This window comes from Actinomycetospora sp. CA-084318 (assembly GCF_050955885.1).
In the GTDB taxonomy this organism is placed as follows: Bacteria; Actinomycetota; Actinomycetes; order Mycobacteriales; family Pseudonocardiaceae; genus Actinomycetospora.
This window is the reverse complement of sequence record NZ_CP192098.1, coordinates 3,368,673-3,392,719: the sequence shown is the minus strand read 5'-3', so window position 1 is coordinate 3,392,719 and position 24,047 is coordinate 3,368,673. Positions and strand designations below refer to the sequence as shown.

Genomic DNA, 24,047 nt, shown 5'->3' with positions numbered 1-24,047 from the left:
AGGGTCCGGAGCTGTGTCGACGCCGACCGTCGCGACCCGCCCGCGCCTCGGGCCCGTGGTCGCCGCGGGAGCGGCCGCCTTCGCCGCCGCGATGGGCGTGGGCCGCTTCGTCTTCACCCCGATCATCCCCGTGATGGGCGCCGGCGCCGGGCTCGGCACCGCCGACGCCGGCCTGCTCGCCGCCGCCAACTACCTCGGCTACCTGGTCGGCTGCCTCCTCGCCGCCGCCCCGGTGGTGCGGCGGCGTCGCGCGGCCTTCCTGACGACGGGCCTGGTCCTGACCGTCCTCACCCTCGCCGCGATGCCGCTCTCGTCGGCCTTCGGGGTGTGGGCGGTCGCGCGGGGCGTCTCCGGCGTCGCGAGCGCGTTCGCCTTCGTCACCGCGGCGGACCTCGTGCTCACCCTGCTGCGCCGCCACGACCGGGACGACCTCGCCGGGTGGGTGTTCGGCGGCGTCGGCGGCGGGATCGCCCTGTCCGGCCTCGTGACCCCGCTGGCCGCCGCCCTCGGCGGCTGGACCCTGACCTGGTGGGTCGCCGCGGTGCTCGCGCTCGTCCTGTCGCTGGTCGCGGTGCGGCTCGTCCGGCTGCCCGCCGATCCCGACGACGGTGGCGTGGCCGACGGTCCGCCGCCCCGGCGCCTCCTGCTGGTCGCCCTGGGGACGGCCTACTTCCTCGAGGGCGCGGGCTACATCATCACCGGCACGTTCCTCGTCGACGTCGCGACCGACATCGGCCCGCCCTGGGTGGCCGCGAGCTCCTGGACGATCGCCGGGCTCGCGGGGGTGCCGTCGTGCCTGCTCTGGGCGCGGGTGGCGGCGCGGCGCGGCCGGGGGCCCGCGCTGCTCGCCGCGCTCGCGGTGCAGGCCGTCGGGCTGGCGCTGCCGGCGCTCGTGGCCTCCCCGGTCGCCGTGGTCGTCTCGGCGGTCGTCTTCGGCGGGACGTTCATCGGCATCGTCATGCTCACCCTGCCGCTGGCCCGCACCCTCGCCGGACGGGGCGCGGGACCCGTCGTCGCCGTGTTCTCCGCGCTCTACGGGATCGGGCAGGTGGTGGGCCCGGTGCTGGTGACACTGGTGAGCGGCGACGACGCCCGCCCGGCGCTCGCGCTCGGCGGCGCGCTCGTCGTCGCCGCGACGCTCGTGGCGATCCCCGCGGCGCGGATCCGCAACCGCGCCGGATCTCCCGGCTGACCACACGGCACTGCGCCGAACAGCTACCGTGCAGGTCCATGACGACCGGGGCCGCTGACGATCGAGCCCGACCGCACCCGCTGCGGCCCGGCGCGACCCCGGCGACCATCCGGGCCTGGCTCGCCACCGATGAGGACCGCGCCGGCTTCGTCGCCGAGTACGGCGACGCGCTGGAGCGGGCCCGCCGGGAACTCGACATCTCCGGCGTCCACGAGGTCATCGAGCGCTGGCGGCGGGTGGCCCTCCTCCAGAGCGACCCTGCGGGCTTCCGCCACGTCGTGAGGTACGCCGCCGAGCAGGCCACCGGCGTCCCGCCCTCGGAGGACGAACCACTCGAGGTCACCCGGCGCAGAGCCGGCATCTGACCCTCTCCGTGTACCGCCTGCGCGACCACGAGCCCTACGCCGCGGCCGTCGCGGCTCTCCCACCTGCGCTGCTCGCACCACTCGCCGAGCTGCGGGCCTCCTTGGAGCTGTCACCCTGGACCGTCGGGACGCCCTACGTCCCGACCAACCCTTCGGGTATCAGGACGGCCACCGCCGCTGCAGGGCGCCTCGTCCTGTACTACGGCGTGATCGAACGCGAGCGAGCCGTGGATCTGCTGAACCTCGTGGCTCTCTGAGCAACGGAGCGGGCCCTCGAGGATGTGGATTTCCTGGCGTTGGACGACAGCAACGACGCTTTCCTGCCACGAGGGGTGACGACTACAGCTCGTCGATGTCGTCGACCTCGGGCAGCAGCGGCGCGATCGGCGGCAGTTCGTCGAGCGAACCGAGGCCGAGGCGCTCCAGGAACAGCTCCGTGGTCCGGTAGAGCGTCCCACCGGTCGCGCCGTCCGTGCCCGCCTCGACGATCAGGCCGCGGGCGGTGAGCGTCCGCATCACGCCGTCGACGTTGACCCCGCGGACGGCCGACACCCGGGCGCGTGTCACGGGCTGGCGGTAGGCGACGACCGCCAGGGTCTCCAGGGCGGCGCGGGTCAGGCGGGCGCGCTGACCGTCGAGGACGAAGCGCTCCACGTAGGGCGCGAACCGGGCGCGGGAGGCGTAGCGCCAGCCCTCGTCGGTGCGGCGCAGCTCGAAACCGTGCGACGCGTACGAGGCGGCCAACCGGTCGAGCGCCGCCGTCACCCGCGCCAGGGGCTGCTCGAGCACCTCGGCCAGCTGACTCGCCGGCACCGGTGCGTCGACGACCATGAGCACGGCCTCGAGCGCGGCGTCCAGCTCGGCGTCGCTGCCGAGCCCGGGGAGCTCGTCGTCCGGAACGCTCATGCCCCGCTCATTCACCGGGGTCGAGGGCGGCGGTCCCGCGGTCCTCGGAGTCCGGGGCCCAGCGGACGGCCAGCTCGGCGAACGCCTCGTCCTGATCGAGCGCGACCTGGCGGGAGCGGTACAGCTCGAGCACCCCGAGGAAGCGGCCGACGACCTCGACGCCGTGCTCGCAGTCCGCGCACAGCTCGGCGAACGTCAGTCGGCCGGCCTCCTCGAGCCGTCCGCTCATGATCACGACCTGCTCGGGGACCGAGACGCTCGGAGCGTGCAGGTGGTCCAGGCCCACGGTGGGCGGCGGCGAGGGCCGGAACACGGCGGCGGCGATCTCGGCGAACCGGGCCGCGTCGACGCCGAGCTCGACCGGCGGGAGCAGCGACGCGAGCTCCGGCGAGAGCGACACCGCCCGCGGGTAGCGCAGCCGCGCCGACGACTCGAGCTCCCGGAACAGGGCCGCGACCTGCTGGTAGGCCCGGTACTGCAGCAGCCGCGCGAACAGCACGTCCCGGGCCTCGAGCAGCGCGAGGTCGTCCTCGTCCTCCACCTCGGCGCTGGGCAGCAGCCGTGCCGCCTTGAGGTCGAGCAGGGTCGCGGCGACGACGAGGAACCCGGTGGTCTCCTCGAGGTCCGCCGACCCGCCGAGGGCGGCGGTGTAGGCGATGAAGTCGTCGGTGACGCGGGAGAGCGCGACCTCGGTGACGTCGAGCTCGTGGCGCCCGATGAGCTGCAGCAACAGGTCGAACGGGCCGGTGAAGTTGTCCAGGCTGACCTGGAACCCCTGCCGCTGTCCGGGCCGCTCCGGGGCGAGCGTCACCGCGCGATGACCTCTCGCGCGAGCGCCCGGTACGCCTCCGCGCCCTGCGACCGCGAGGCCCACCTCGTGATCGGCTCGCCGGCCACCGTGGTCTCCGGGAAGCGCACCGTCCGGTTGATGACGGTGTCGAAGACGAGGTCGCCGAAGGCCTCCACCACGCGGGCCATGACCTCGCGGGTGTGCAGGGTGCGCGGGTCGTACATGGTGGCCAGGATGCCGGTGATCTCGAGATCCGGATTCAACCGGTCCTGCACCTTCTCGATCGTGTCCATCAGCAGCGCCACCCCGCGCAGCGAGAAGTACTCGCACTCGAGCGGGATCAGCACGCCGTGCGCGCAGGCCAGGGCGTTGACGGTGAGCAGGCCGAGCGAGGGCTGGCAGTCGACGAGGACGTAGTCGTAGTGCGGCAGCGCCGGCGCGAGGACCCGGCCGAGCGTCTGCTCGCGGCCCACCTCGCTGACCAGCTGCACCTCGGCCGCGGACAGGTCGATGTTGCTCGGCAGCAGGTCCAGGCCCTCGACCGCGGTGCGGAGCACGACGTCGTCGAGGGTGACCCGCCGCTCCATGATCAGGTTGTAGATCGTCGTGTCGAGCTCGTGCGGTTGCACGCCGAGCCCGACCGAGAGCGCGCCCTGCGGGTCGAAGTCGACCAGCAGCACCTTCCGGCCGTACTCGGCCAGGGCGGCGCCGAGGTTGATCGTCGAGGTCGTCTTCCCGACCCCGCCCTTCTGGTTGCACATCGCGAGGACCGTCGCGGGGCCGTGCCCGGACAGCGGCGCGGGCTCGGGGATCTCGCGGCGGGGTCGCGACGCCGGGTCGGGCGGCTCGGGTGCGGACGTCACCGCCGGCACGTCCGGCCGAGCCGGCTCGCCCATCCGGAGCGACTCGGCGTCGAAGAGAGGTGCCGACATGATCGTGCTCGTCCTCCCTCCGGGTGACCCCCGCGCCTCCGTGGTCCGCCCAGGCTAGGAGGGGGGCCCGAGCGGGGCCATCATGACGCGCCGACGTGTGACGGAAGCGCTTCCGGGGGACACCAGACGCCATGACCGAGCGGGGGGCCGAGGAGGACGGCGCGGCGCCACGCTCCGTGCTCGGCCGTGCGCTGGCGGTGCTCGCCGCGTTCAGCGACGCCTCCCCCGAGCTCGCCCTCGCCGACATCGTCTCCGGCACCGGTCTGCCGCCCGCCACGGCCCACCGCATCGTCGCGGAGCTGGTCGGGTGGGGCGCCCTCGAGCGGGTCGGGCGCGGGCGCTACCGGATCGGGCTGCGGCTGTGGCGGATCGGGGCCCTCGCCCCGGCGGCCCGGACCCTGCGCGAGGCCGCGCTCGCCCCGATGCAGGACCTCGCGGCGGTGACCGGCCACGTCGTGCACCTCGTGGTGCTCGACGGCTACCGCGCCCTGTTCGTGGAGCGGCTGGCCGGGCGGGAGGAGCTCACCGTGCGCTCCCGGGTGGGGCGGGACATGCCGCTGCACGCGAGCGGGCCGGGGAAGGTCCTGCTCGCGCACTCCCCGGCCCCGTTCGTCGAGGAGGTGATCACCCGGGGGCTCCCCCGCCTGGCACCCGGGACGATGACCGACCCCGCTGCCCTGCGCTCCGGGCTCGCCGAGATCCGCCGGACCGGGCACTGCCTGTCGCGGGAGGAGATGACCGAGGGGGCGTCGTCGGTCGCCGCCCCGGTCGTCGGCGCCGACGGGTCCGTGGTCGCGGCGTTGGGCGTGGTCGTCCCGGCCGCCGCCGCCCTGCCCCCGTACGTGCCGGCCGTGAAGGTCGCGGCGGCCACCGCGTCGCGGAACCTGGGGTCGCGCCCGGGCCGCTGACGTCGGGGCGCGCCCGTCTTCCGCTCAGCGGGAGGAACCGGTGACCCCGGCGGACGGGCTCCCCATACTCCGCCCACGTCGCCGACACGGACGTCGCGGCAGGAAGGTGGCAGTGATGACGAACCCGTCCTCGACCGCGGTGCGCTGGCTCGCCTGGTCGGCCGTGGCGCTGGAGGGCTACGACCTCGTCGTCCTCGGCGTCGTCATCCCGGTGCTGCGCCGCGACCCCGTCTTCGCCCTCAGCCCCGGCAGCGCCACCACGGTGGCCACGGTGGGGCTGCTCGGCGTCATGGTCGGCGCCCTGGCGGTCGGGCCGGTGGCCGACGTGTGGGGCCGGCGCCGGACGATGATCGCCTGCGTCGTCGCCTTCTCCGTGCTCGGCGCCGCCTGTGCGCTCGCCCCGAACGCCGGGGTCCTCGGCGCCCTGCGCTTCCTCGCGGGCGTCCCGCTCGGCGGCGTCCTCCCGGTCGCCCTCGCGATGACCGCGGAGCACGCCCCGCCGCGCCGCGGCAACACCGCCACCACGATCCTCATGACCGGCTACCACGCCGGGGCCGTCGCCGCGTCGCTGCTCGGCGCCCTGCTCGTGTCGAGCCTCGGCTGGCAGTTCATGTTCGTCGTCGGCGCCGTGCCCGCGCTCGTGCTCGTGCCGCTGATGGCCCGCCGGCTCCCCGCCGACGCCGCGGCGGTCGCCCGCGACGCGTCCGCGGGCCGGAAGAACCCGCTCGGCGACCTGTTCCGCAGCGGCTACGGCGTCGCCACCGTCGCCTTCTGGGTCGCGTCGTTCATGGGCCTGCTGCTCGTCTACGGCCTCAACACCTGGCTGCCCGAGATCATGCGGCTCGCCGGGTACGAGCTCACCCAGGCCCTGTTCCAGCTGCTCGCACTCAACGTCGGCGCGGTGATCGGCCTGCTCGTCGGCGGCCGGGTCGCCGACCGCATCGGCGTCCGTCCCGCCACGATCACGTGGTTCGCGGTCGCCGCGGTCTTCCTCGCGCTGCTGTCGATCCGGCTGCCCGGGGCGGCGGTCTACGTCGCGATCCTGCTCGCCGGCATCTTCGTGTTCTCCTCCCAGGTGCTCGTCTACAGCTGGGTCGGGCGCATCTACCCCGCCGCCGTGCGGGGCACCGCCCTGGGCTCGGCGAGCGGGGTCGGCCGGCTCGGCGCGATCTCCGGCCCGGCGTTCACCGGCGCCCTGGTGGCCGGCGGCGTCGCCTACCCCTGGGGCTTCTACTTCTTCGCCCTCGTCGCGGCCCTCGGCGCCGTGGCGGTCGTCTTCATCCGCCGCACCGAGCCCGCCGAGGACCTCGCGGGGACGGTCACCGAGCGGGACCGGGCGGCGTCCTGAGCACCGTCCGCGAGGCCGCGTTCGACGTCCTGCGCCGGCGCGGCCTCGACCGCGTCTTCGCCAACCCCGGGTCGACCGAGATCACGCTGCTCACCGACCTGCCCGACGACCTCGACTTCGTCCTCGCCCTGCACGAGGGCTCCGTGGTCGGGCTCGCCACCGGGTACGCCACCGCGACCGACCGACCCGCGCTGGTCGTCCTGCACACCACCGCGGGCCTCGGCAACGCGGTCGGCGCCCTGGCGACCGCGCGGGTCAACCGCACGCCGCTCGTCGTCCTCGTCGGCCAGCAGGACCGCCGCCACCTCGCCGCCCGCCCGTTCCTCGCCGGCGACCTCGACGGGCTCGCCGGCTCGTACCCGGTGTGGTGGTCGGCCCCCGCCCGGCCGCAGGACGTCCCGGGCGCCCTCGACCGCGCCTTCCACGAGGCCGTCACCGCACGCGGACCCGCCGTCGTGACCGTCCCCAGCGACGACTGGGGCGCCGAGGCCGACCCCCGCGCCCTCCCCTCGCCCGGCACCGTCCGGCGAGGCCGCGTTCCCGACGACGGGTCGGTGCGGGAGCTGGCGACGCACGTCGCCGCCGCGGCGTCGCCGGCGGTCGTCGTCGGCGCGGACGCGGACTCACCGGCCGCGTGGACGGCCCTCGTCGGGCTCGTCGAGCACCTCGGGGCGCCGGTGTGGCAGGAGGCGTTCGCCGCCCGTGCGGGCTTCCCGCAGGACCATCCGCGGTTCGCCGGGCACCTGCCGCCCGAGCGCGCCGCGCTGCGCGACACCCTCGCCGGGCACGACCTCGTCCTCGTCGTCGGCGCCCCGGTCTTCCGGCAGTACCAGTACTCCCCCGGCGACCTCGTGGAGCCGGGCACGACCGTCCTGCTCGTCTCCGACGACCCCGAGGACGTCCACCACAGCCGGGCCGACATGGCGGTGCTCGCCGACCCGGCCGCGACCGTCACCGCCCTGACGGCCACCCTCCCGGCGCGTGAGGGGACGATCCGCCCCCACCAGCCGCGCGAGGGGTCCCCTCACGCGGTCGGGGAGCACGGATCCTTCCCCCAGGGCGCCGGGCCCGACGACGCCCTCGACGCACCCGCCGTGTTCACCGCCCTCGCGGCGCGCCTGCCGGCCGACGCGGTCGTCGTGGAGGAGACGCCCTCGTCGCGCCCGGACCTGCACCGCCTGGTGCCCGCGCGGGCGCCGCTCGGGTTCCTGTCCGCGGCGCAGGGCGGGCTGGGGTTCGGCGTGCCCGCGTCGATCGGCGTGCGGATGGGGGCGCCGGAGCGCCCCGTGGTCGCCGTCGTCGGTGACGGCTCGACGCTCTACGGGGTCCAGGCCCTGTGGACGGCGGCGCACTACGGGGTCGGCGTGCTCGTGCTCGTCCTGGACAACGGCCGGTACGCGATCATGGACCGGCTGGCTGCCGCGGCGGGCGGCAAGGCCCCGTGGCCGGGCTTCGGCGAGGTCGACGTGCCCGGGCTGGCGACCGCGCTGGGCTGCGAGGCCCGCCGGGTCCGTACGGGGACCGAGCTGGCCGCGCTGCTCGACGAGGTCGTGCCGACCCTCGCCGGCCGGCGGACCCCCCTCGTCGTGGCCTGCGACCTGCGCTAGTTCCGGGTGCGGCGGACCGGGCACCCCCCGCGCAGGGTCGCGATCCAGCGCACCAACCGCGGACGGTGCGGCTCGCCGACGCGGGCGCCCTCGAGCAGGAGCCGCAGGCGGGCCCCGACCTCCGGGGCGACCTCGTCGCCGAGGTCGAGACCCGTCGGCGGCGACGCCGCGCCGAGCTCGAACCACAACCGGTGGCCGTCCCGGTAGGGCTCGTGCCCCCAGCGCTGCGCGAGCACGGCGAGCAGCCGGAGACGACCGGTGCGGGCGTCGACGACGGCCGGTCGGACGGCGCTGCCGTCGGCGATCGCGACCCGCAGCAGGTCCTCGTGGAGGGTCAGCTCGAGACGGAGGTCGTGCTCGCCGTCGGCGTGGGACACGACGTCGGAGCTGAGATCGTCGATCAGCAGCGCCAGGTCGACACGGCTGGTGGTGGTGTCCCAGCTGTCGACGAGGTCGAGGACGAGCATCCGGGCGTCACGCACCGTGTGGTCGGTGACCGGGAGGTCGACGGCTGCGGAGAGTGTGGTCATGCGGGGTTCCGATCCGGGTCGCGGTGAGACCCTTCACTCGTTCGGCGCAGCCCCCTGCTGGTGCGCAACAGTGGGTGCTCCCCATAGAGTGGCACACAACCAAAAGCGCAACAACCATTGCCTGCAACACACGTTGCAGCCGGACGACAGGGAGGCCCCGTGGCCGAGGAGACCCCGGAGCGGGCCGACGAGGTCGACGGCGCGCTCGCCGACCTCGTGGTCGAGCTCGGGACGTGCATCGAGAGCCTCGACGCCGCCCGGGACCGGGCGCGGGAGCTCCAGCGGCTGCGGCTCGACGGCACGGACTGGGCGACGGCGGTCCGGGCCGAGGAGCCGCCGCTCATCGTGGAGCACATCTCCCGGGCCCTGGAGTCGCTCAACTCGGTCGGCGGCCGATGGCGCCGCCGGGAGGCGACCGCCCTGCACGCGGCGGGCATGAGCATCAACGAGATCGCGCGGCTCTTCGGCGTCACCCGCCAACGGGCCTCGGTCCTCGTCCGGGAGACCGGCAACGGGTCGAGCGACGGGTCCGGCGACGGCACGGCCTGACGCCCCGTCCGCGCCCGGATCTCCTACCCTGGGACCTCCGCCTCGACGCCGCCGGGCGGACGCGCACCACACCGAGGAGAGATGGAACAGCACGAGGTCGACGCCCTGTCCGACGCCCTGAGCCACGCCGCCACGGTCGTGCTCCGCGCCCCGACGCCCGACCAGGGGCTCGGCACCACGGAGGAGGTCCTCACCCGGATCGTCGAGGTCGCCGCCGAGCGCGTCCCGGGCGCCGACGGCGCGGGGATCACGCAGACCGACCGGGGCAAGGTCGTGAGCCGGGCACCGTCCGCCGACTGGGTCGCCGACCTCGACGCGGCCCAGGCCGAGCTCGACGAGGGCCCGTGCGTGGACGCCGGGCACCGGGACGAGCCCACCCACGTCGAGGCGATCGACCTCGACGACGAGACCCGCTGGCCGAACTGGCGCCCGCGGGCACGGGCCGCCGGCGTCCGCGCGATGCTGTCCTACGCGATGGGCCCGCCGGACGCACCGGTCGGCTCGCTCAACCTGTACTCGTTCACCCCCGGCGCGTTCTCCGAGGCCGGGCGGGTGACCCTCGAGGTGTTCGCCCTCCAGGCGGCGATCGCGCTCTACGGCGCGAGCCGCGCCGAGGGCCTCGACATCGCGCTCGGCAACCGCGACCAGATCGGGCAGGCCAAGGGCATCCTCATGGAGCGGCACGGGGTCGACGGCGACCGGGCCTTCCGCATGCTCGTCGAGGCCTCGCAGCAGTCGAACATCAAGCTGCGCGACGTCGCCGGGTGGCTGCTCGAGGAGCACCGGCGCCGCTCGGACGAGAGGGCGGGGCGCTGAGCGCGGCCGGCGGGGTCGTCTAGTAGGAGCGTTCGAGGCCGAGCACCGTCTGCGCGAGGTAGTTCAGCGCCATGGCCTGCGGCAGCGGGGCCAACCGCTGCAGCCGGGCCTCCCGGAAGTACCGCTCCACGTGGTACTCCTCGGCGTAGCCGAACCCGCCGTGGGTCTGCACCGCGGCGTCCGCGGCGAAGAACCCGGCCTCCGCCGCCACGAACTTCGCGGTGTTCGCCGCCTCCCCCGCGGGCTCGCCCCGGTCGACCTTCCACGCCGCCTCGCGGACCACGAGTTCCGCCGCGTGCAGCCGCGCGTGCGCCTCGGCCAGCGGGTGCGCCACCGCCTGGTTCGCCCCGATCGAGCGCCCGAACACCCGCCGGTCCTTCGCGTACGCCACCGCCCGGCGCAGCGCCGCCCGCCCGGTCCCCAACGCCTCCGCGGCGATGAGGACCCGCTCGGCGTTGAGCCCGTCGAGGATCTGCCGGAAACCCTGACCCTCCTCGCCGACCAGGTCGTCGGCGGCGACCTCGAGGCCGTCGTAGGCGACCTCGCACGAGGCGACCGCGTTGCGGCCGAGCTTGCGGATCGGGGTGATCGTGACGGCGGGGTCGCGCAGGTCGGCCAGCAGCAGCGACAGCCCGTCGGTCCGTCTCGCGCACTCCGCGGCCGGCGTCGTGCGCACCAACAGCAGCACCTTCTCCGACTCCAGCGCCTTCGACGTCCACACCTTGCGGCCGAACACCCGGTAGCCACCCGGCGTGCGCTCCGCACGGGTCGTGATCGCGGTCGTGTCCAGTCCGGCGTCGGGCTCGGTGACCCCGAAGGCGACGTGCAGGCCGCCGGTGGCGATCCGCGGGAGGTAGCGCTCGCGCATGGCGTCGCTGCCGTGGAGCACGACGGGGTGCATCCCGAAGATCGACATGTGGATCGCGCTGGCTCCGTTCATGCACGCGCCGGACGCCGCGACCTCCTCCAGCACGATCGACGCGGCCTCGATCCCCTGCCCGCCCCCGCCGTAGGCCTCCGGGATCGCGATGCCGACCCAGCCGCCGGTCGCCATGGCGTCGTAGAAGTCCCACGGGAACGCGTGCTCGGCGTCGCACCGGGCCCAGTACTCGTCGTCGAACCGGGCGCAGAGCTCCCGCACCGCCTCCCGGATCAGCCGGTGGTCCTCGGATTCGGTGAAGTCCACGTCCCGGACGCTAGCCCGCCCGGGCGCGGGGGTGCGAGGTCGCGTAGATCTCGCGGAGCTTCTCGACAGTGACCATCGTGTAGATCTGCGTCGTCGTCACCGACGCGTGGCCCAGCAGCTCCTGCACCACCCGCAGGTCGGCGCCGCCGTCGAGCAGGTGCGTGGCGAACGAGTGCCGCAGCGTGTGGGGCGAGATCTCCGCCGTGACCCCGGCGAACTCGGCCGTCTCGCGCAGCACGTTCCAGGCGCTCTGCCGGGAGAGCCGCGCGCCCCGGGCGTTGAGGAACAGCGCCGGCGTGCCCCTCCCGCGGACCGCGAAGCCCGGCCGCGACCGCACCCGGTAGGCCTCCAGGGCGGCGAGCGCGGGCCGCCCGACCGGGACCAGCCGCTGCTTGCCGCCCTTGCCCGCCAGGAGCACGGTGCGCTGCTCGACGTCCACGTCGTCGACGTCGAGGCCGACCACCTCGCTGATCCGGGCGCCCGTCGAGTACAGCAGTTCCAGCAGCGCCCGGTCCCGGACCCCGCGGGGGTCGTCCGCGGACGGCGCCTCCAGCAGCCGGGTCACGGTGTCGACGTCGAGCGCCTTCGGCAGCGTGCGCGGCGGCGCCGGGGGGTGGACCTCCGCGGCGACGTCCTGCGCGACGACCCCCTCGGCCAGCGCGAACCGGTGCAGCCCGCGCACGGCGACGACGGCCCGCGAGGCGCTCGAGGTCGCCAACGGCCGGTGCCCGTCGGTGCCCGTCCGCAGTGCCACCAGGAAGGTCCCGACGTCGGGTCCGGTCACCTCGGCGAGGTCGGCCCGGCCGAGCCGCTCGAGGTGCTCGAGGTAGCGGTCCAGGTCGCGGCGGTAGTTGGACAGGGTGTGCACCGACATGCCGCGCTCGACGTCGAGGTGGTCGAGGTAGGTGGCCACGACGTCCGCTGGGTGTGCCACGCCGCCGGTTCTACCGGCTCACACCGCCGGGCCCCGGGTGACGCGCCGCGGGTGCAGGACGATCCGCCGGACGCGCCCCGGGTCCGCGAACGTCGCCAGCAGCTCGCGGTGCTCCTCGGTGTCGGGGTCGGCCCAGTAGCGGGCGGCGAGCCGGTGGGCCAGCTCGCTCGCCCCGTCGGCGTGCACGGTCACGTCGGCCTCGACCGACACCCACCGCTCCGGCTCGTCGGCCGGTGCCACCACGACGAAGCTCGCCCGCGGCTCCGAGGTGAGCCGCCGGACCTTGAGCGCGTCCGCCATCGAGAACAGCTGCAGCTCGCCGTCGCCGGTCACCTCGAACCACACCGGCCGTGGCGCGGGGAGCCGGTCCGGGCCGGGCGGGATGGTGAGCAGGCCGAACAGGGGGCGGTCGAGCAGCTCGCGGTCGGCGGCGGTGATCGTCATGCGTCCAGCCTCGCCGTCGGTGCCCGGTCCGCCCATGTCCGTGCCGCCCCGGCACCTTCGCGGGCGTCTAGCCTCGGGCGGCGTGGACGGGGTGCTGGAGGCGGTCCGGGTCGTGGACCCGGAGCTGGTGGTCGAGGAGCCGTCCGGGCGGGCGACACTGCCGACCGGCCGGCGGCGCAGCCTGGTCGCGGTCGCGCGGGGACGCCTGCGGGTCGGCGACGTCGACCTCGGTCCCGGGGACGCCCTGCTGCTGCACGACGCCGGGTCGGTGCCGGTCGTGGCGGACGGGCCCGCGACCGTCGTCGTCGCGCGGTTCGCCCTGCACGGTCCGGCGCCGCGACTGCTCGCGCTGCCCGACCGGGTGCTCGCGCCGGCGGACTCGGAGTTCTGCCGCCTGCTAATCGAGCGGGTGGCCGACCAGGCCCCGTCGGCCGGGCCCGGTGACGTCGTCTCCGCCCGGCTGCTCGACTGGCTCGTCGTCGAGACCGTCCGCGACGTCCTCGTGGCCCGCGGCCGCCACGGCGAGGTCGCCGACGCGGCCGTGACCGCGGCCCTGGCCGCCCTGCACGCCGACCCGGCCGCCCCCTGGACCGTCGCCGCACTGGCCGACCGCGCCGGGGTGAGCCGGGCGGCGTTCGCCCGCCGCTTCCACGAGGCCGTCGGTACGTCGCCGCTGGCCTACGTCCGCGAGCACCGCCTCGCGGTCGCCGAGCACGCCCTGCTCACCGAGCCCGACGTCACCGTGGCCGCCGTCGCCCGCCGGGTCGGGTACGCGAACCCGTTCAGCTTCTCGACGGCCTTCCGGCGCCACCGCGGGGTGGCGCCCAGCGAGGTGCGGGCGTCGTAGGGCCTCAGCCCTGCGTGCGGGCCGCGTACTCGGTCGGGCGGTCGATCCACGGGGCGTCGACCGGGCGAGGACGGAACCGGCCGGCCACGACCTCGACGGCGGCGAACACCCCGGCGATGCACGGACCGTTGACGAGGTCCCCGGACATCGCCCCGGCCACGAGGTCGTCGAGCGGCACCCGGCGGATCACCAGGTCGGCCTCCTCGTCGTCCCCGGCCTCGGGGCGCTCGACCTCGCGCAGACCACGGGCGAGGAAGACGCGCACCGACTCGTCGGCGAACCCGGGGCAGCCCACGACGTCGACCAGCGTCGACCAGTCGTCGGCCTCGATCCCGACCTCCTCGACGAGCTCCCGCTTCGCGGCCTCGACCGGGGCCTCACCCGACCCACCGTCGAGCAGGCCCGCGGGCATCTCCCAGATCCGGCGGCCGATGGCCGGGCGGTACTGGTAGATCATGACGAGGCGGTCGTCCTCGTCGAGCGCGGCGATCGCCACCGCGCCGTAGTGCTCGACCTTCTCCCGCGTCGCGACCCGTCCGCCCGGCATCCGCACCCGGTCGCCGCGCAGCGCGAAGATCGCGCCCTCGTAGAGCGTCTCGGAGTCGACGACGTCGAACGAGTGCGGCGGGTGCCCGCCGTGCGGGTCGCGCAGGGAGTCCGGGGTGACGGGCTCGCGGGGGCTCACGGGACGCCGGCCTCGTGGAGGCGGGCGGCCTCCGCGTCGACCGGGTCGTCGCCCTCGATGTCGGTGCCCCCGCCGTCCCGGCCGTCCGAGCCGTCCGTGCCGTCGCTGCCGAACAGCCGGGACGACGCGTCGTGGCGCAGCGCGGCGGCGACGAAGGCGGCGAACAGCGGGTGCGCCCGGGTGGGGCGCGACTTCAGCTCCGGGTGGGCCTGCGTCCCGACGAAGAACGGGTGCACCGCCCGCGGCAGCTCGACGAACTCCACGAGCGTGCCCTCGGGTGAGGTCCCGGAGAACACGAGCCCGGCCTCGGCGAGCCGCTGGCGGTAGGCGTTGTTGACCTCGTACCGGTGACGGTGCCGCTCGGAGACGGTCCCGCTGCCGTAGGCGGCGCGGGTGATCGTGTCGGGCGCGAGCACGGCGGGGTAGGCGCCGAGGCGCATCGTGCCTCCCATGTCGCGCTCGCCGGAGACGACGTCGGTCTGGTCGGCCATCGTCGAGATGACGGGGTTCGGGGTGTCGGGCTCGAACTCGGCGGAGTTCGCGTCCTCGATGCCCGCGAGCGCCCGCGCGGCGTGGATGACCATGCACTGCAGTCCCAGGCAGAGTCCCAGCGCGGGGATGCCGTGGCGCCGGGCGTGGTCGAGCGCGCCGATCTTCCCCTCGATGCCGCGGACGCCGAAGCCACCGGGCACGAGCACGCCGTGCACGTCGGCCAGCGCCTTCTCGGCGCCGGCCGCGGTCTGGCACTCGTCGCTGGGCACCCACCGGATGTCGACCTTCGCGCGGTGGGCGAACGCGCCCGCCCGGACCGCCTCGGTCACCGACAGGTAGGCGTCGGGGAGGTCGACGTACTTCCCGACGATCGCGATGGTCACGCGCTCGGTGGGCTGGTGCACGCGGTCGAGCAGGTCGCCCCACACAGTCCAGTCGACGTCGCGGAACGGCAGCCCGAGGCGGCGCACCACGTAGGCGTCGAGCCCCTCGGAGTGCAGCACCTTGGGGATGTCGTAGATCGACGGCGCGTCCGGGCAGGCGACGACGCCGTCCTCGTCGACGTCGCACATCAGGGAGATCTTGCGGGTCATCTCCTCGGGGATGTGCCGGTCGGCGCGCAGCACGAGCCCGTCGGGCTGGATACCGATGTTGCGCAGCGCCGCCACCGAGTGTTGCGTCGGCTTCGTCTTCAGCTCGCCGCTCGGCGCGAGGAACGGCACGAGGCTGACGTGGAGGAAGAAGCAGTTGTCGCGGCCGACCTCGTGGCGCAGCTGCCGGGCGGCCTCGAGGAACGGCAGCGACTCGATGTCGCCGACGGTGCCGCCGATCTCGGTGATCACCACGTCGGGCGCGGATCCGTCGGGGCCCTCGCGCATCGCGAGCACCCGCGACTTGATCTCGTCGGTGATGTGCGGGATGACCTGGACGGTGTCGCCGAGGTACTCGCCGCGGCGTTCCTTCGCGATGACCTCGGAGTACACCTGGCCGGTCGTCACGTTCGCCCGCGCCGAGAGGTCACGGTCGAGGAAGCGCTCGTAGTGGCCGATGTCGAGGTCGGTCTCGGCGCCGTCCTCGGTGACGAAGACCTCGCCGTGCTGGAACGGGTTCATCGTCCCGGGGTCGACGTTGAGGTACGGGTCGAGCTTCTGCATCGTCACCCGCAGGCCGCGGCTGGTGAGCAGCTGGCCGAGGCTCGACGCCGTCAGGCCCTTGCCGAGGGACGAGGCGACGCCACCGGTGACGAAGACGTGCTTCGTGGTCCGCGGATGCTGCATCACGTCCCCCCGTGCGGGCGGGGGTCGGTCCGGGAGATTCGGGCGTTCGGGCACCGGTCCACGGAACCTCACCCTAACACCGCCGACCGGGTGACCAGCGTGGACCACCGTCTCGCCGACCGCGAGCCGGGACTCGTGCGGCGGGCGGCGGGGTCAGGCCGTGGGCGCGCGCTGCGGGAGCGGCGCGACGCCCGGGGCCGCGCCGTAGGCCCCCGACCGGCCGGACGCCTGCTCGGCCGCGGCGAGCACGGCGGCCAGCCGCCCCGCCGTCGCTCCGACGCCGTCGACGGTGGAGACGCCGCGCAGGGCCTGGTCGCCGCGCACCACCGCGACCGCGCCGTCGGCGGACCGGGTGGCGAGCACCGTCCCGGCGCCGCCGGCGTGGATACCCGCGGCCAGGCGGGCGAGGGTCGCGGCCCGTCCGGCCGCGTCGGGCGCGGGCGCCGGGGTCCCGCCGACCACCAGCGCGAGCTGCGCCGGCGCCGGTGCGGCGCCGGGCGCGAGGAACCCGCCGTCGGCCAGGGCGGTGAAGGCCGTGCCCACCTCGGCGGGCGAGCTCGACGGGCCGCGCCCGGCGGTGACCAGGGAGCCGAGGAGGGAGCCGGTCAGCGTCCCGACGTCGGTGGTCGAGGGCAGCTGGACGCCGGCGGGGAGCACGCGGGTGACGAGGGCGCGGAGGGCGTCGGCCCGGTCGGGCACGAGCATCGCGTCGGTCAGTGACAGCGTGCCGGTCACCCGTCCCCCGGCCTGCCCGACGAGCCCGGTGAGCGCGTCGAGGTCGGCGGGATCGGCGTCCGGGGCGGCGAGCAGCACGACGGTGCGGTCGCGCAGCGTGCCGCCGACGAGCGCGGGCGCGGTCCCGGCGAGGACCCGGTCGGCGGCGGCCTGCTGTGCGCGGGCGGTGTCCCGCTCGGCGGTCAGGGTGCCGACCTGCCCCGAGAGGTCCGCGCGGTCGGAGGAGAGCGCCCCGAGCATCGTCTGGGACAGCGACGAGGCGCCCAGCACGACGCCGAGCGCGAGCGCGAGGACGACCGCGCACAGCGACACGATGTGGTAGCGGAACGAGATCATCCGACGACGCTCCGGACCACCGCGGTGCCCCAGTCGAGGACGGCCCGGCCACCGGTCTGCAGCAGCAGCACGAGCGACGGGCCCGCCCCGAGCGCGAGCGCGGCCACCACCGCGGCGGCGAGGACGGCGACGACGAGCATCACCAGCGTGAGGATCGAGACCCGACTGCGGTACAGCGCGAGCACGGCCGGCGCGTCGACGAGGGTCGGGCCGAGCCGTAGCCGCGTCAGGAAGGTGGAGGGGATCGAGCCGGAGCGGCCCCGGTCGAGGAAGCCGCCCAGGCTCGCGTCGAACCCGACGGCGACGACGAGCGCGGCGCCGTGCGCGTGGGCGAGCAGCAGCGCGAGGTCCTCGGGGTTGGCCGACGACGGGAACGCGACCGGGTCGACGCCGAGGTCCTGCATCCGCGCCAGCCCGGCGATGAAGCCGTCCGGGTCGGCCGGCACGACGACGTCGCGGGCCTTGCGGGCGAGTGCCGGGTCGAGCTCGGCGACCGTGCCGATGACCACTGCGGGGGTGAGTCCGGCGTCGCGCAGTGCGTCCGCGCCGTCGCCGACGCCGATCAGCACGGGCTTGTACTCGCGGATGAAGCCGGTGAGCGACCGCACCTCCTCGGCCGTCCCCGGTCCGCCCGCGACCACCACGACCTGTTTGTCGCGCATCGAGGTCGAGACGGCGGGGACGCCGACACCGTCGACGAGCAGGGCGCGCTCGCGGCCGAGGAACTCGCTGGTGTTGGCCGAGAACGCCTCGAGCTGGGCGGCCATGCCGCCGCGGGCCTCCTCGAGGAGGTCGGCCACCGTCTCGCGGTCCTGCCCGAAGCCGCGGAGCACCTCGCGGTCGCCGACGTGCACGGCACCGTCGTGCAGCCGCACGGTGGCCCCGTCGACGAGGTCGGTGAACACCCCGGCGCCGCAGTCGTCCACGAGCGTCACGCCCGCCTCGACCAGGATCTCGGGTCCGAGGTTCGGATAGCGGCCGGAGATCGACGGGGCCGCGTTGACGACCCCGACCACCCCGGCCTCGAGCAGCGCCGCCGCCGTCGCCCGGTCCAGGTCGACCTGGTCGATGACAGCCACGTCCCCCGGGCCGAGCCGGCGCAGGTAGGCGGCGTCCGCTCCCGACGATCCGCGGCGCCCGATCCGGGCCGTGCCGCTCACGCCGGGCAGCGCCGATCGCGTCCGGGTCCCGCGTCCTGGCCATCGCATGCCACCGATGCTGACGGGCGATCACGATCCGGACACGTCGCCACGCCGAGCCACACCACAGGTCTCACCCGACCCGGACGCCACATCCGTCACAGGGGTGACCGTGAACGCGCCGGGCGGCTCAACCAGCACGGCGCTTCGGCCGCCGACCACCGCCCTTCGCTGCGCCCCGGCTGATGGGCGTCGGTTCGGGGACGCCCCGCTTGTCGTCGGCCGCGGCGGCGAGCAGCTCCTCGGCGTGCGCCCGGCCGGTCTCGGTCTCCTCCGTGCCGGCGAGCATCCGGGCGAGCTCGACCACCCGCTCCGAGTCGTCGAGGGTGCGCACCGAGCTGCGGGTGACGCCCTCGGTGACCGATCCCTTGTCCACCACCAGCTGCCGGTCGGCGTACGCCGCCACCTGCGCGAGGTGCGTGACGACCACGACCTGGTGGGTCTCGGCGAGACGCGCCAGTCGACGCCCGATCTCCACCGCGGCCCGGCCGCCGACCCCGGCGTCGACCTCGTCGAACACCAGCGTCGGCACCGTGTCGGCCCCGGCGAGGACGACCTCGACCGCCAGCATCACGCGCGAGAGCTCACCGCCCGACGCGCCCTTGGCGATCGGCAGCGGCGGCGCCCCGGCGTGCGGCGCGAGGAGCAGCTCGACCTCGTCGACCCCGTCGGGGCCCGCCGCGACCCGACGCCCGTCGAGCTCGAGCGCGTCCGCGCCCGTCGAGTCCTTGCGACCCACCTGCACCTGCACGGTGGCCGCGGCCATCGCGAGCCCGTCGAGTTCGGAGCTGACCGCCTCGGCGAGCCGGGCGGCCGCCTCGGTGCGGACGGCGCTGAGCTCGCCGGCGTGGGCGGCCAGCTCGGCCCCGAGCCGGTCGGCCTCCGCGGCGAGCGCGGCGATCGCCTCGTCGGAGACGTCGAGCGACTCGAGCCGCTCGCGCGCGGTGTCGGCCCACGCCAGCACCCCGGCCACGTCGGCCGCGTACTTGCGGGTCAGCCCCTTGAGCGCGGCCTGCCGCTCGAGCACCCACGCGAGGCGCTCCGGGTCGGCCTCGAGCCCGTCGAGGTAGCCCGACAGCTCCGCCGCCACGTCGGTGAGCAGTGCCGCGGCCTCGGCCAGGCGCGGTTCGAGCGCGGTCAGCCGCGGGTCGTCGGTGGCCAGCGCCCGGCGGGCCTCCCCCACCAGGGCGGTCGCGTCGGGTTCGTCCCCGGTGCCCTCCGGCGGCCCCGCCACGGCGGCGAGCGCGGTGAGGGCGGCGGACCGCAGGTCGTCCACGTCGGCGAGCCGGCGGGCCTCGGCGACCAGGTCGGCGTCCTCGCCGGGCTGCGGGTCCAGCGCCTCGATCTCGGTGAGGCCGTGCCGGAGCAGGTCGGCCTCGCGCGCCATCTCCCGGGTGCGCTCGCGGCGGTCGGCGAGCTCGGCGACCGCGGTGCGCCACCGGGCCCGGGTCGACCGGTAGCGTCCGAGCGCCTCGGTGGCCGGGGCCCCGGCGAACCGGTCGAGCACCGCACGCTGCTCGGCGGGCCGCAGCAGGCGCAGCGCCTCGTGCTGGCCGTGGACGGCGAGGGAGGCGTCGGCGACGTCGGTGAGCACCGCCAGCGGCACCGACCGGCCCCCGAGGTGCGCCCGGGACCGACCGTCCGCCGACACCGTGCGGGCCGCGATGAGCGACCCGTCGTCGTCGAGCGCGGCCCCCGCGTCGCGGGCGACGTCCGCGGCGTCGCGCGGCGCGTCGTCGGGAACGTCGGACCCCTCGGACCCCTCGGGCCCCTCGGTCCCGCCCGAGGGACCCGACCCGTCGTCGGGAACGGGCAGCACGTAGCGACCCTCCACCACCGCGCGCGACGCCCCACGTCGCACGCGGGAGGAGTCCGCGCGACCGCCACCCAGGAGGTGCAGCCCGGTGATCACCATCGTCTTGCCGGCGCCCGTCTCGCCGGTCACCGCGGTGAGCCCCGGATGCAGCTCCAGGGTCGCGTCCTCGATCACGCCGAGGCCCTGGATTCTCAGCTCGGAGAGCACGCCGTCACTGTAACGACGGGGTCCGACACCCAGGGCCGAACACGCCGATCGGATTCGAACAGGTGGTCGAACGGTCGGTGAACGGCGGTGGCCGGATCCCCTACCGGCGGCCGCGCCAGCCCTGCACGGGCAGGCCGAACTTCCGCACCAGGCGGTCGGTGAACGGCTGCACCCGGAGGCGCACGAGGAGCACCGGCGTCTCGCCCTTGCCGATCTCCACCCGCGACCCGGGCGGCAGGTCCAGCGTCCGGCGCCCGTCGCACACGAGCACGCCCGCGTCCCCGCGCCCGGAGACCTCGAGCGCGACCCGCGACTCGGGCGACACGACCAACGGACGCGAGAACAGGGCGTGGGCGTTCGACGGCACGAGCAGCATCGCCTGGACCTCCGGCCACACCACGGGCCCGCCCGCGGAGTAGGCGTAGGCCGTGGAGCCGGTGGGGGTCGCGCACAGCACGCCGTCGCAGGCGAACTCGGACACGGGCCGGTGGTCGACCTCGAGCACGACGTCGAGCAGCTTCGCCCAGTTGGTCTTCTCGACGATGGCCTCGTTGAGCGCCCACGTCCGCCCCAGCACCTGCCCGTCGCTGGAGGCGGTGACGTCGACCGTCATCCGCTCCTCGACCCGGTAGGTGCGGTGGACCACCGCGTCGAGGACCTCGTCGAGGTCGTCGAGGTCGGCCTCGGCGAGGAAGCCGACGTGGCCGAGGTTGATCCCCAGCAGCGGCACGCGCGCCGAGCGTGCGAGCTCCGCGGCCCGCAGGAGCGTGCCGTCGCCGCCCAGCACGATGACGATCTCGGCGCCGTTGGCGGCGTCGTCGTCGGGCGCCACCCGCTGCGGGCGCTCGTGCGGCTCGAGGTCGTCGAAGAGCCCGGCGTCGCTGGAGTACTCGTCGGGCATCACCCGCAGCGAGAACCCCGCGCGGTGCAGGCTGCACGCCACCGTCGAGGCGACCTTGCGGGTCGCCTCCCGCCCGGTGTGCACCACGATCAACGCGTCCCGCACCGGGTTCTCCCGTTCCTGGGTTCGTTCCTGGTTCACTGTGGCCCGTTCTCGACCGCACGACGCACGATCGCGTCGTCCTGCTCCCCCGTACCCGTTCCCGGCCGCAGCCACAGGAAGTACTCGACGTTCCCCGACGGACCGGGCAGGGGGCTCGCCGTCGCCCCGGACAGCGTCAGCCCCCGCTCGCGGGCCGCGGCCACCACCCCCAGGACCGCGTCGACGCGCAGCTCCGGGTCGCGCACCACCCCGCCCGACCCGAGCCGGTCCCTGCCCACCTCGAACTGCGGCTTGACCATCGGGAGCAGCGCGCCGTCGGGCCGGGTGCAGGCGGCGAGGGCGTCGAGGACCAGCCGCAGGGAGATGAAGGACAGGTCGGCGACGACGAGGTCGACGGGTCCGCCGATCTGCTCCGGGGTCAGCGCGCGGACGTTGGTGCGGTCGAGCACCGTGACCCGGTCGTCGGTCCGCAGCGACCACACCAGCTGGCCGTAGCCCACGTCGGCGGCCACCACCTCGCGCGCACCACGGCGCAGCAGGACGTCGGTGAACCCGCCGGTCGAGGCGCCCGCGTCCAGGCAGCGCCGCCCCGCCGGGTCGACGTCGAAGGCGTCGAGGGCGCCGAGCAGCTTGTGCGCGCCGCGGCTGGCCCAGTCGTCGACGGTGCCGTCGGGTTCGGGGATCACGACGACCGCGGCGGCGGTCTCGACGGCGGTCGCCGGCTTCGACGCCACGCTGCCGCCGACGGTCACCCGACCGTCCGCGATGAGGGCGGCCGCCTGCTCCCGCGACCGGGCGAGTCCCCGGCGCACCAGCTCCGCGTCCAGCCGGAGGCGGCGGCTCGACGTGCGCGCCACGCCGGTCAGCCCCGGTCGACCGAGGCGAGCGCCGAGGTCAGGGCCTCGTGGAGCGCCTCGAACCGGTCGGCGTGCTCCATCGGGTCGGCGCCCGCGGACGGGTCGAGGTCCTCGACGGCGGCCGCGGCCGCGCGCAGCCGCGCCAGGCCGTCGTCCGAGGCACCGTGATCCACGGGTCCCACGCTAACTCACCGGTCGGCGTCGAGGCCCAGCGCGGAGATCGTCCGGCCCGCGAGGTCGTCGGCGGGCGTCACGCGCGGCGCCCGGGACGCCTCGCCGACCGACGCCCAGTGCGCCGCGACCAGGGCCCGCAGCGCCGTGGCCCGGTCCTCCGCCGTGTCCCCGGCCTCCGCCGGTGCCGCCAGCTCGAGCGACCCGTCGTCGTGCACGGTGACGTTCCACCCGCCGTCCACGCCGACGCGGACCGCGTCGAGGTCGGCCAGCGCGGCGAGGCCGGCGGCGACGTAGGTGGGGCGCTGCTCGGGCGGGGCGGCGAGCACGTCGGCCGCGGTGGAGACACCGGTGAGCACGAGCAGGGACTCGGCGTCGACGGCGTGCCCGCCGGCGATGTCGGTGTCGAGCCGGTCGCCGATCACGAGCGGGGTGCTCGCCCCGACTCGCTCCATCGCCTGGCGCAGCAGCGGTGCGGCGGGCTTGCCCGCGACCTGCGGCTCCCGGCGGCTGGCGTGCCGCAGCGCCGCGACCATCGACCCGTTGCCGGGCAGCAGGCCCCGTTCGGACGGGAGGGTGGGGTCGACGTTGCAGGCGACCCAGGTCGCGCCGCGGGCCAGCGCGAGCGCGGCCTCGGCCAGCTGCCGCCACCCCGTGTCGGGCGAGTGACCCTGGACGACGGCGACCGGCTCGTCGTCGTTGCTCCGCACCGGGGTGAGGCCGACCCCGGCGACCTCGTCGGCGAGGGCGTCCGTCCCGAGCACGAGCACGGTCGCGCCGGCGTCGAGCTGCCCCGCCAGGACCGCCGCCCCGGCCTGGGCACTCGTCACCACGTCGTCCTCGGTGACGGTGAGCCCGAGCTCGGCCAGGTGCCCGGCGACCGCGCCGGGCGTCCGCGAGGCGTTGTTCGTGACGTACGAGACGGTCGCTCCCCGCTCGCGGGCCGCCTCCAGGGCCTCCACCGCGCCCGGGATGGCGTCCGGACCCGCGTACACGGTGCCGTCGAGGTCGACCAGGAGGGCGTCGTGCCGCGTCACCGCTCGTCGTCCCCGTGGGGCGCCTCGGTGCCGGGCTCGTCCGTCGCGTTCCCGACGACGGGTGTGGCCGCCCGGTCTGCCTCGTCCTCGGCGACCTCGTCGTCGTCGTCCTCGGTTGCCTCGTCCTCGGCACCGTGGGTCGCTCCGGGGTCGTCGTCCACCACGACGCCGGCGTCGTCGGCCCCGTCGGCCTCGTCGGTCACCTCGAGCTCGCCGGGCGGGGTGTCGACCCCGGCCGCCACGAGCGCGGCGCGCTCCTCGGCGTCGGTCTCGCCGTCGACGTCGGTCTGGGCGGCGTCGAGGAAGGCACGGACCGCCTCCTCACGACGGCCGGCCGCCACGAGGGCCTCGCCGTAGGCGTAGAAGAGACGGCAGGTCCACGGGTCGTCGGTCCGACGCACGTCGAGCTCGGGGACCTGCAGGCCCACGACCGCCGCCGCGAACTCGCCCAGGTCGCGCCGCGCGCCGGACGTCACGATGAGCAGTTCCATCGCCTCGTCCCGCGGCAGGTCGGACGACTCCGGGCTGCGGGCGATCTCGAGGGCCCGCTCCGGCCGACCGAGCGCCCGCTCGGCGTCGGCCATGACCGCCACGTGGGCGGCGCCGCCCATGCGGCGGCTGGCGCGCAGTTCGGAGAGCGCCTCGGCCCACTCGGAGGCGTGGTAGGCGGCGAGACCGCACGCCTCGCGCACCACCGCGACCCGGGACGCCCGGTGACGGGCGAACCGCGCGTGGGCCAGGGCCGCCTCGGGGTCGTCGTCGAGGAGTTCCCCGACCGCGACGAGGTGGCGGGCGACGTTGTCGGCGAGGTCCTTCGGCAACCCGCGCAGGTCGCGCCGGACCTCGCCGTCGAGCAGGTCGGGCGTCACCTCGTCGGG

The 24,047-nt window shown here is 75.6% G+C and carries 26 protein-coding genes; 9 read left to right on the top strand and 17 right to left on the bottom strand.

Annotated features, from left to right (window positions below; genetic code table 11):
• The first annotated feature begins 13 nt into the window (after positions 1-13).
• The 3 genes from ACQPYX_RS16565 to ACQPYX_RS16555 are packed head-to-tail and all read left to right on the top strand — an operon-like array spanning position 14 to position 1,814.
• Entirely contained in the window at positions 14-1,192 is a 1,179-nt protein-coding gene (locus tag ACQPYX_RS16565) for a YbfB/YjiJ family MFS transporter (protein ID WP_433798419.1), read from the top strand.
• 38 nt (positions 1,193-1,230) lie between these two features.
• Positions 1,231-1,557 (top strand): DUF6247 family protein, encoded by a 327-nt coding sequence (locus ACQPYX_RS16560; protein ID WP_433798418.1) that lies wholly within the window; start codon positions 1,231-1,233, stop codon positions 1,555-1,557.
• A gap of 8 nt (positions 1,558-1,565) precedes the next feature.
• Positions 1,566-1,814 carry a hypothetical protein gene (locus tag ACQPYX_RS16555; RefSeq protein ID WP_433798417.1) on the top strand — a complete coding sequence of 83 codons (249 nt, stop codon included), beginning with the start codon at positions 1,566-1,568 and terminating at the stop codon, positions 1,812-1,814.
• Between the two features lie 82 nt (positions 1,815-1,896).
• On the opposite strand, the gene scpB is transcribed toward ACQPYX_RS16555, so the two are convergent.
• Genes scpB through ACQPYX_RS16540 form a run of 3 tightly spaced genes read right to left on the bottom strand, consistent with a single transcriptional unit; the run spans position 1,897 to position 4,149 of the window.
• A complete protein-coding gene (gene scpB, locus ACQPYX_RS16550; protein WP_433798416.1) occupies positions 1,897-2,463 on the bottom strand; it encodes an SMC-Scp complex subunit ScpB in 567 nt (188 codons plus the stop codon).
• Between the two features lie 7 nt (positions 2,464-2,470).
• Positions 2,471-3,274, bottom strand: a complete 804-nt coding sequence (locus ACQPYX_RS16545; RefSeq protein WP_433798415.1) for a segregation and condensation protein A — start codon at positions 3,272-3,274, stop codon at positions 2,471-2,473.
• Positions 3,271-4,149, bottom strand: a complete 879-nt coding sequence (locus tag ACQPYX_RS16540) for a ParA family protein (protein WP_433803739.1) — start codon at positions 4,147-4,149, stop codon at positions 3,271-3,273. The genes ACQPYX_RS16545 and ACQPYX_RS16540 overlap by 4 nt, the downstream gene beginning before the upstream one ends.
• Before the next feature lie 167 nt (positions 4,150-4,316).
• Here ACQPYX_RS16540 and ACQPYX_RS16535 point away from each other — a divergent pair, with 167 nt between their 5' ends.
• The 3 genes from ACQPYX_RS16535 (at position 4,317) to ACQPYX_RS16525 (ending at position 8,048) form a co-directional block, all read left to right on the top strand.
• The gene (locus ACQPYX_RS16535) at positions 4,317-5,093 is read left to right on the top strand and encodes an IclR family transcriptional regulator (RefSeq protein ID WP_433798414.1); all 777 of its coding nucleotides are present in this window, start codon (positions 4,317-4,319) and stop codon (positions 5,091-5,093) included.
• Between the two features lie 115 nt (positions 5,094-5,208).
• Positions 5,209-6,441, top strand: a complete 1,233-nt coding sequence (locus ACQPYX_RS16530; RefSeq protein ID WP_433798413.1) for an MFS transporter — start codon at positions 5,209-5,211, stop codon at positions 6,439-6,441.
• Complete coding sequence (locus ACQPYX_RS16525) at positions 6,438-8,048, top strand: thiamine pyrophosphate-dependent enzyme (protein ID WP_433803738.1); 1,611 nt, start codon at positions 6,438-6,440, stop codon at positions 8,046-8,048. The genes ACQPYX_RS16530 and ACQPYX_RS16525 overlap by 4 nt, the downstream gene beginning before the upstream one ends.
• On the opposite strand, the gene ACQPYX_RS16520 is transcribed toward ACQPYX_RS16525, so the two are convergent.
• On the bottom strand, positions 8,045-8,578 hold the full coding sequence (locus tag ACQPYX_RS16520; RefSeq protein WP_433798412.1) for a hypothetical protein: 534 nt from the start codon (positions 8,576-8,578) through the stop codon (positions 8,045-8,047). The two genes, ACQPYX_RS16525 and ACQPYX_RS16520, sit on opposite strands and share 4 nt — an antisense overlap.
• A gap of 159 nt (positions 8,579-8,737) precedes the next feature.
• Between ACQPYX_RS16520 and ACQPYX_RS16515 the strand changes: the two genes are divergently transcribed.
• Both ACQPYX_RS16515 and ACQPYX_RS16510 read left to right on the top strand, forming a co-directional pair.
• Positions 8,738-9,127 (top strand): hypothetical protein, encoded by a 390-nt coding sequence (locus ACQPYX_RS16515; RefSeq protein WP_433798411.1) that lies wholly within the window; start codon positions 8,738-8,740, stop codon positions 9,125-9,127.
• Positions 9,128-9,208: 81 nt separating this feature from the next.
• Positions 9,209-9,943 carry a GAF and ANTAR domain-containing protein gene (locus ACQPYX_RS16510; protein ID WP_433798410.1) on the top strand — a complete coding sequence of 245 codons (735 nt, stop codon included), beginning with the start codon at positions 9,209-9,211 and terminating at the stop codon, positions 9,941-9,943.
• Between the two features lie 19 nt (positions 9,944-9,962).
• Here the strand turns inward: ACQPYX_RS16510 and ACQPYX_RS16505 are convergent, their stop codons facing one another.
• The 3 genes from ACQPYX_RS16505 to ACQPYX_RS16495 are packed head-to-tail and all read right to left on the bottom strand — an operon-like array spanning position 9,963 to position 12,507.
• On the bottom strand, positions 9,963-11,129 hold the full coding sequence (locus ACQPYX_RS16505; protein WP_433798409.1) for an acyl-CoA dehydrogenase family protein: 1,167 nt from the start codon (positions 11,127-11,129) through the stop codon (positions 9,963-9,965).
• 10 nt (positions 11,130-11,139) lie between these two features.
• Positions 11,140-12,063: a site-specific tyrosine recombinase XerD gene (xerD, locus tag ACQPYX_RS16500; RefSeq protein ID WP_433798408.1), complete on the bottom strand. Its 924-nt coding sequence runs from the start codon at positions 12,061-12,063 to the stop codon at positions 11,140-11,142.
• Positions 12,064-12,081: 18 nt separating this feature from the next.
• On the bottom strand, positions 12,082-12,507 hold the full coding sequence (locus ACQPYX_RS16495) for a pyridoxamine 5'-phosphate oxidase family protein (RefSeq protein WP_433798407.1): 426 nt from the start codon (positions 12,505-12,507) through the stop codon (positions 12,082-12,084).
• 82 nt (positions 12,508-12,589) lie between these two features.
• Between ACQPYX_RS16495 and ACQPYX_RS16490 the strand changes: the two genes are divergently transcribed.
• A complete protein-coding gene (locus tag ACQPYX_RS16490; protein ID WP_433798406.1) occupies positions 12,590-13,354 on the top strand; it encodes a helix-turn-helix domain-containing protein in 765 nt (254 codons plus the stop codon).
• A gap of 4 nt (positions 13,355-13,358) precedes the next feature.
• On the opposite strand, the gene ACQPYX_RS16485 is transcribed toward ACQPYX_RS16490, so the two are convergent.
• The 10 genes from ACQPYX_RS16485 to ACQPYX_RS16440 form a co-directional block, all read right to left on the bottom strand.
• Positions 13,359-14,039: an NUDIX domain-containing protein gene (locus ACQPYX_RS16485; protein ID WP_433798405.1), complete on the bottom strand. Its 681-nt coding sequence runs from the start codon at positions 14,037-14,039 to the stop codon at positions 13,359-13,361.
• Complete coding sequence (locus ACQPYX_RS16480) at positions 14,036-15,808, bottom strand: CTP synthase (protein WP_433803737.1); 1,773 nt, start codon at positions 15,806-15,808, stop codon at positions 14,036-14,038. Before ACQPYX_RS16480 ends, ACQPYX_RS16485 begins: the two co-directional genes overlap by 4 nt.
• Positions 15,809-15,961: 153 nt before the next feature.
• Entirely contained in the window at positions 15,962-16,879 is a 918-nt protein-coding gene (locus tag ACQPYX_RS16475) for a copper transporter (protein ID WP_433798404.1), read from the bottom strand.
• Complete coding sequence (steA, locus tag ACQPYX_RS16470; protein ID WP_433798403.1) at positions 16,876-18,087, bottom strand: putative cytokinetic ring protein SteA; 1,212 nt, start codon at positions 18,085-18,087, stop codon at positions 16,876-16,878. Before steA ends, ACQPYX_RS16475 begins: the two co-directional genes overlap by 4 nt.
• Before the next feature lie 121 nt (positions 18,088-18,208).
• Positions 18,209-20,101 (bottom strand): DNA repair protein RecN, encoded by a 1,893-nt coding sequence (gene recN / locus ACQPYX_RS16465; protein WP_433798402.1) that lies wholly within the window; start codon positions 20,099-20,101, stop codon positions 18,209-18,211.
• Positions 20,102-20,201: 100 nt separating this feature from the next.
• A complete protein-coding gene (locus ACQPYX_RS16460) occupies positions 20,202-21,143 on the bottom strand; it encodes an NAD kinase (RefSeq protein ID WP_433798401.1) in 942 nt (313 codons plus the stop codon).
• On the bottom strand, positions 21,140-21,961 hold the full coding sequence (locus ACQPYX_RS16455) for a TlyA family RNA methyltransferase (protein ID WP_433798400.1): 822 nt from the start codon (positions 21,959-21,961) through the stop codon (positions 21,140-21,142). The genes ACQPYX_RS16460 and ACQPYX_RS16455 overlap by 4 nt, the downstream gene beginning before the upstream one ends.
• Positions 21,962-21,966: 5 nt before the next feature.
• A complete protein-coding gene (locus ACQPYX_RS16450; protein WP_433798399.1) occupies positions 21,967-22,134 on the bottom strand; it encodes a hypothetical protein in 168 nt (55 codons plus the stop codon).
• A 15-nt stretch (positions 22,135-22,149) separates the two neighbouring features.
• The gene (locus ACQPYX_RS16445; protein WP_433798398.1) at positions 22,150-23,169 is read right to left on the bottom strand and encodes an HAD-IIA family hydrolase; all 1,020 of its coding nucleotides are present in this window, start codon (positions 23,167-23,169) and stop codon (positions 22,150-22,152) included.
• The gene (locus ACQPYX_RS16440; RefSeq protein WP_433798397.1) at positions 23,166-24,038 is read right to left on the bottom strand and encodes a hypothetical protein; all 873 of its coding nucleotides are present in this window, start codon (positions 24,036-24,038) and stop codon (positions 23,166-23,168) included. Before ACQPYX_RS16440 ends, ACQPYX_RS16445 begins: the two co-directional genes overlap by 4 nt.
• Positions 24,039-24,047: the final 9 nt, after the last annotated feature.

What these genes read in the sequence shown, in the direction of transcription:
- scpB (WP_433798416.1), bottom strand. Translation starts at nt 2,463, where the DNA reads ATGAGCGTTCCGGACGACGAGCTCCCCGGGCTCGGCAGCGACGCCGAG.
- ACQPYX_RS16540 (WP_433803739.1), bottom strand. Translation starts at nt 4,149, where the DNA reads ATGGGCGAGCCGGCTCGGCCGGACGTGCCGGCGGTGACGTCCGCACCC.
- ACQPYX_RS16535 (WP_433798414.1), top strand. Translation starts at nt 4,317, where the DNA reads ATGACCGAGCGGGGGGCCGAGGAGGACGGCGCGGCGCCACGCTCCGTG.
- ACQPYX_RS16520 (WP_433798412.1), bottom strand. Translation starts at nt 8,578, where the DNA reads ATGACCACACTCTCCGCAGCCGTCGACCTCCCGGTCACCGACCACACG.
- ACQPYX_RS16560 (WP_433798418.1), top strand. Translation starts at nt 1,231, where the DNA reads ATGACGACCGGGGCCGCTGACGATCGAGCCCGACCGCACCCGCTGCGG.
- ACQPYX_RS16475 (WP_433798404.1), bottom strand. Translation starts at nt 16,879, where the DNA reads ATGATCTCGTTCCGCTACCACATCGTGTCGCTGTGCGCGGTCGTCCTC.
- ACQPYX_RS16495 (WP_433798407.1), bottom strand. Translation starts at nt 12,507, where the DNA reads ATGACGATCACCGCCGCCGACCGCGAGCTGCTCGACCGCCCCCTGTTC.
- ACQPYX_RS16530 (WP_433798413.1), top strand. Translation starts at nt 5,209, where the DNA reads ATGACGAACCCGTCCTCGACCGCGGTGCGCTGGCTCGCCTGGTCGGCC.
- steA (WP_433798403.1), bottom strand. Translation starts at nt 18,087, where the DNA reads ATGCGATGGCCAGGACGCGGGACCCGGACGCGATCGGCGCTGCCCGGC.
- ACQPYX_RS16480 (WP_433803737.1), bottom strand. Translation starts at nt 15,808, where the DNA reads ATGCAGCATCCGCGGACCACGAAGCACGTCTTCGTCACCGGTGGCGTC.
- ACQPYX_RS16510 (WP_433798410.1), top strand. Translation starts at nt 9,209, where the DNA reads ATGGAACAGCACGAGGTCGACGCCCTGTCCGACGCCCTGAGCCACGCC.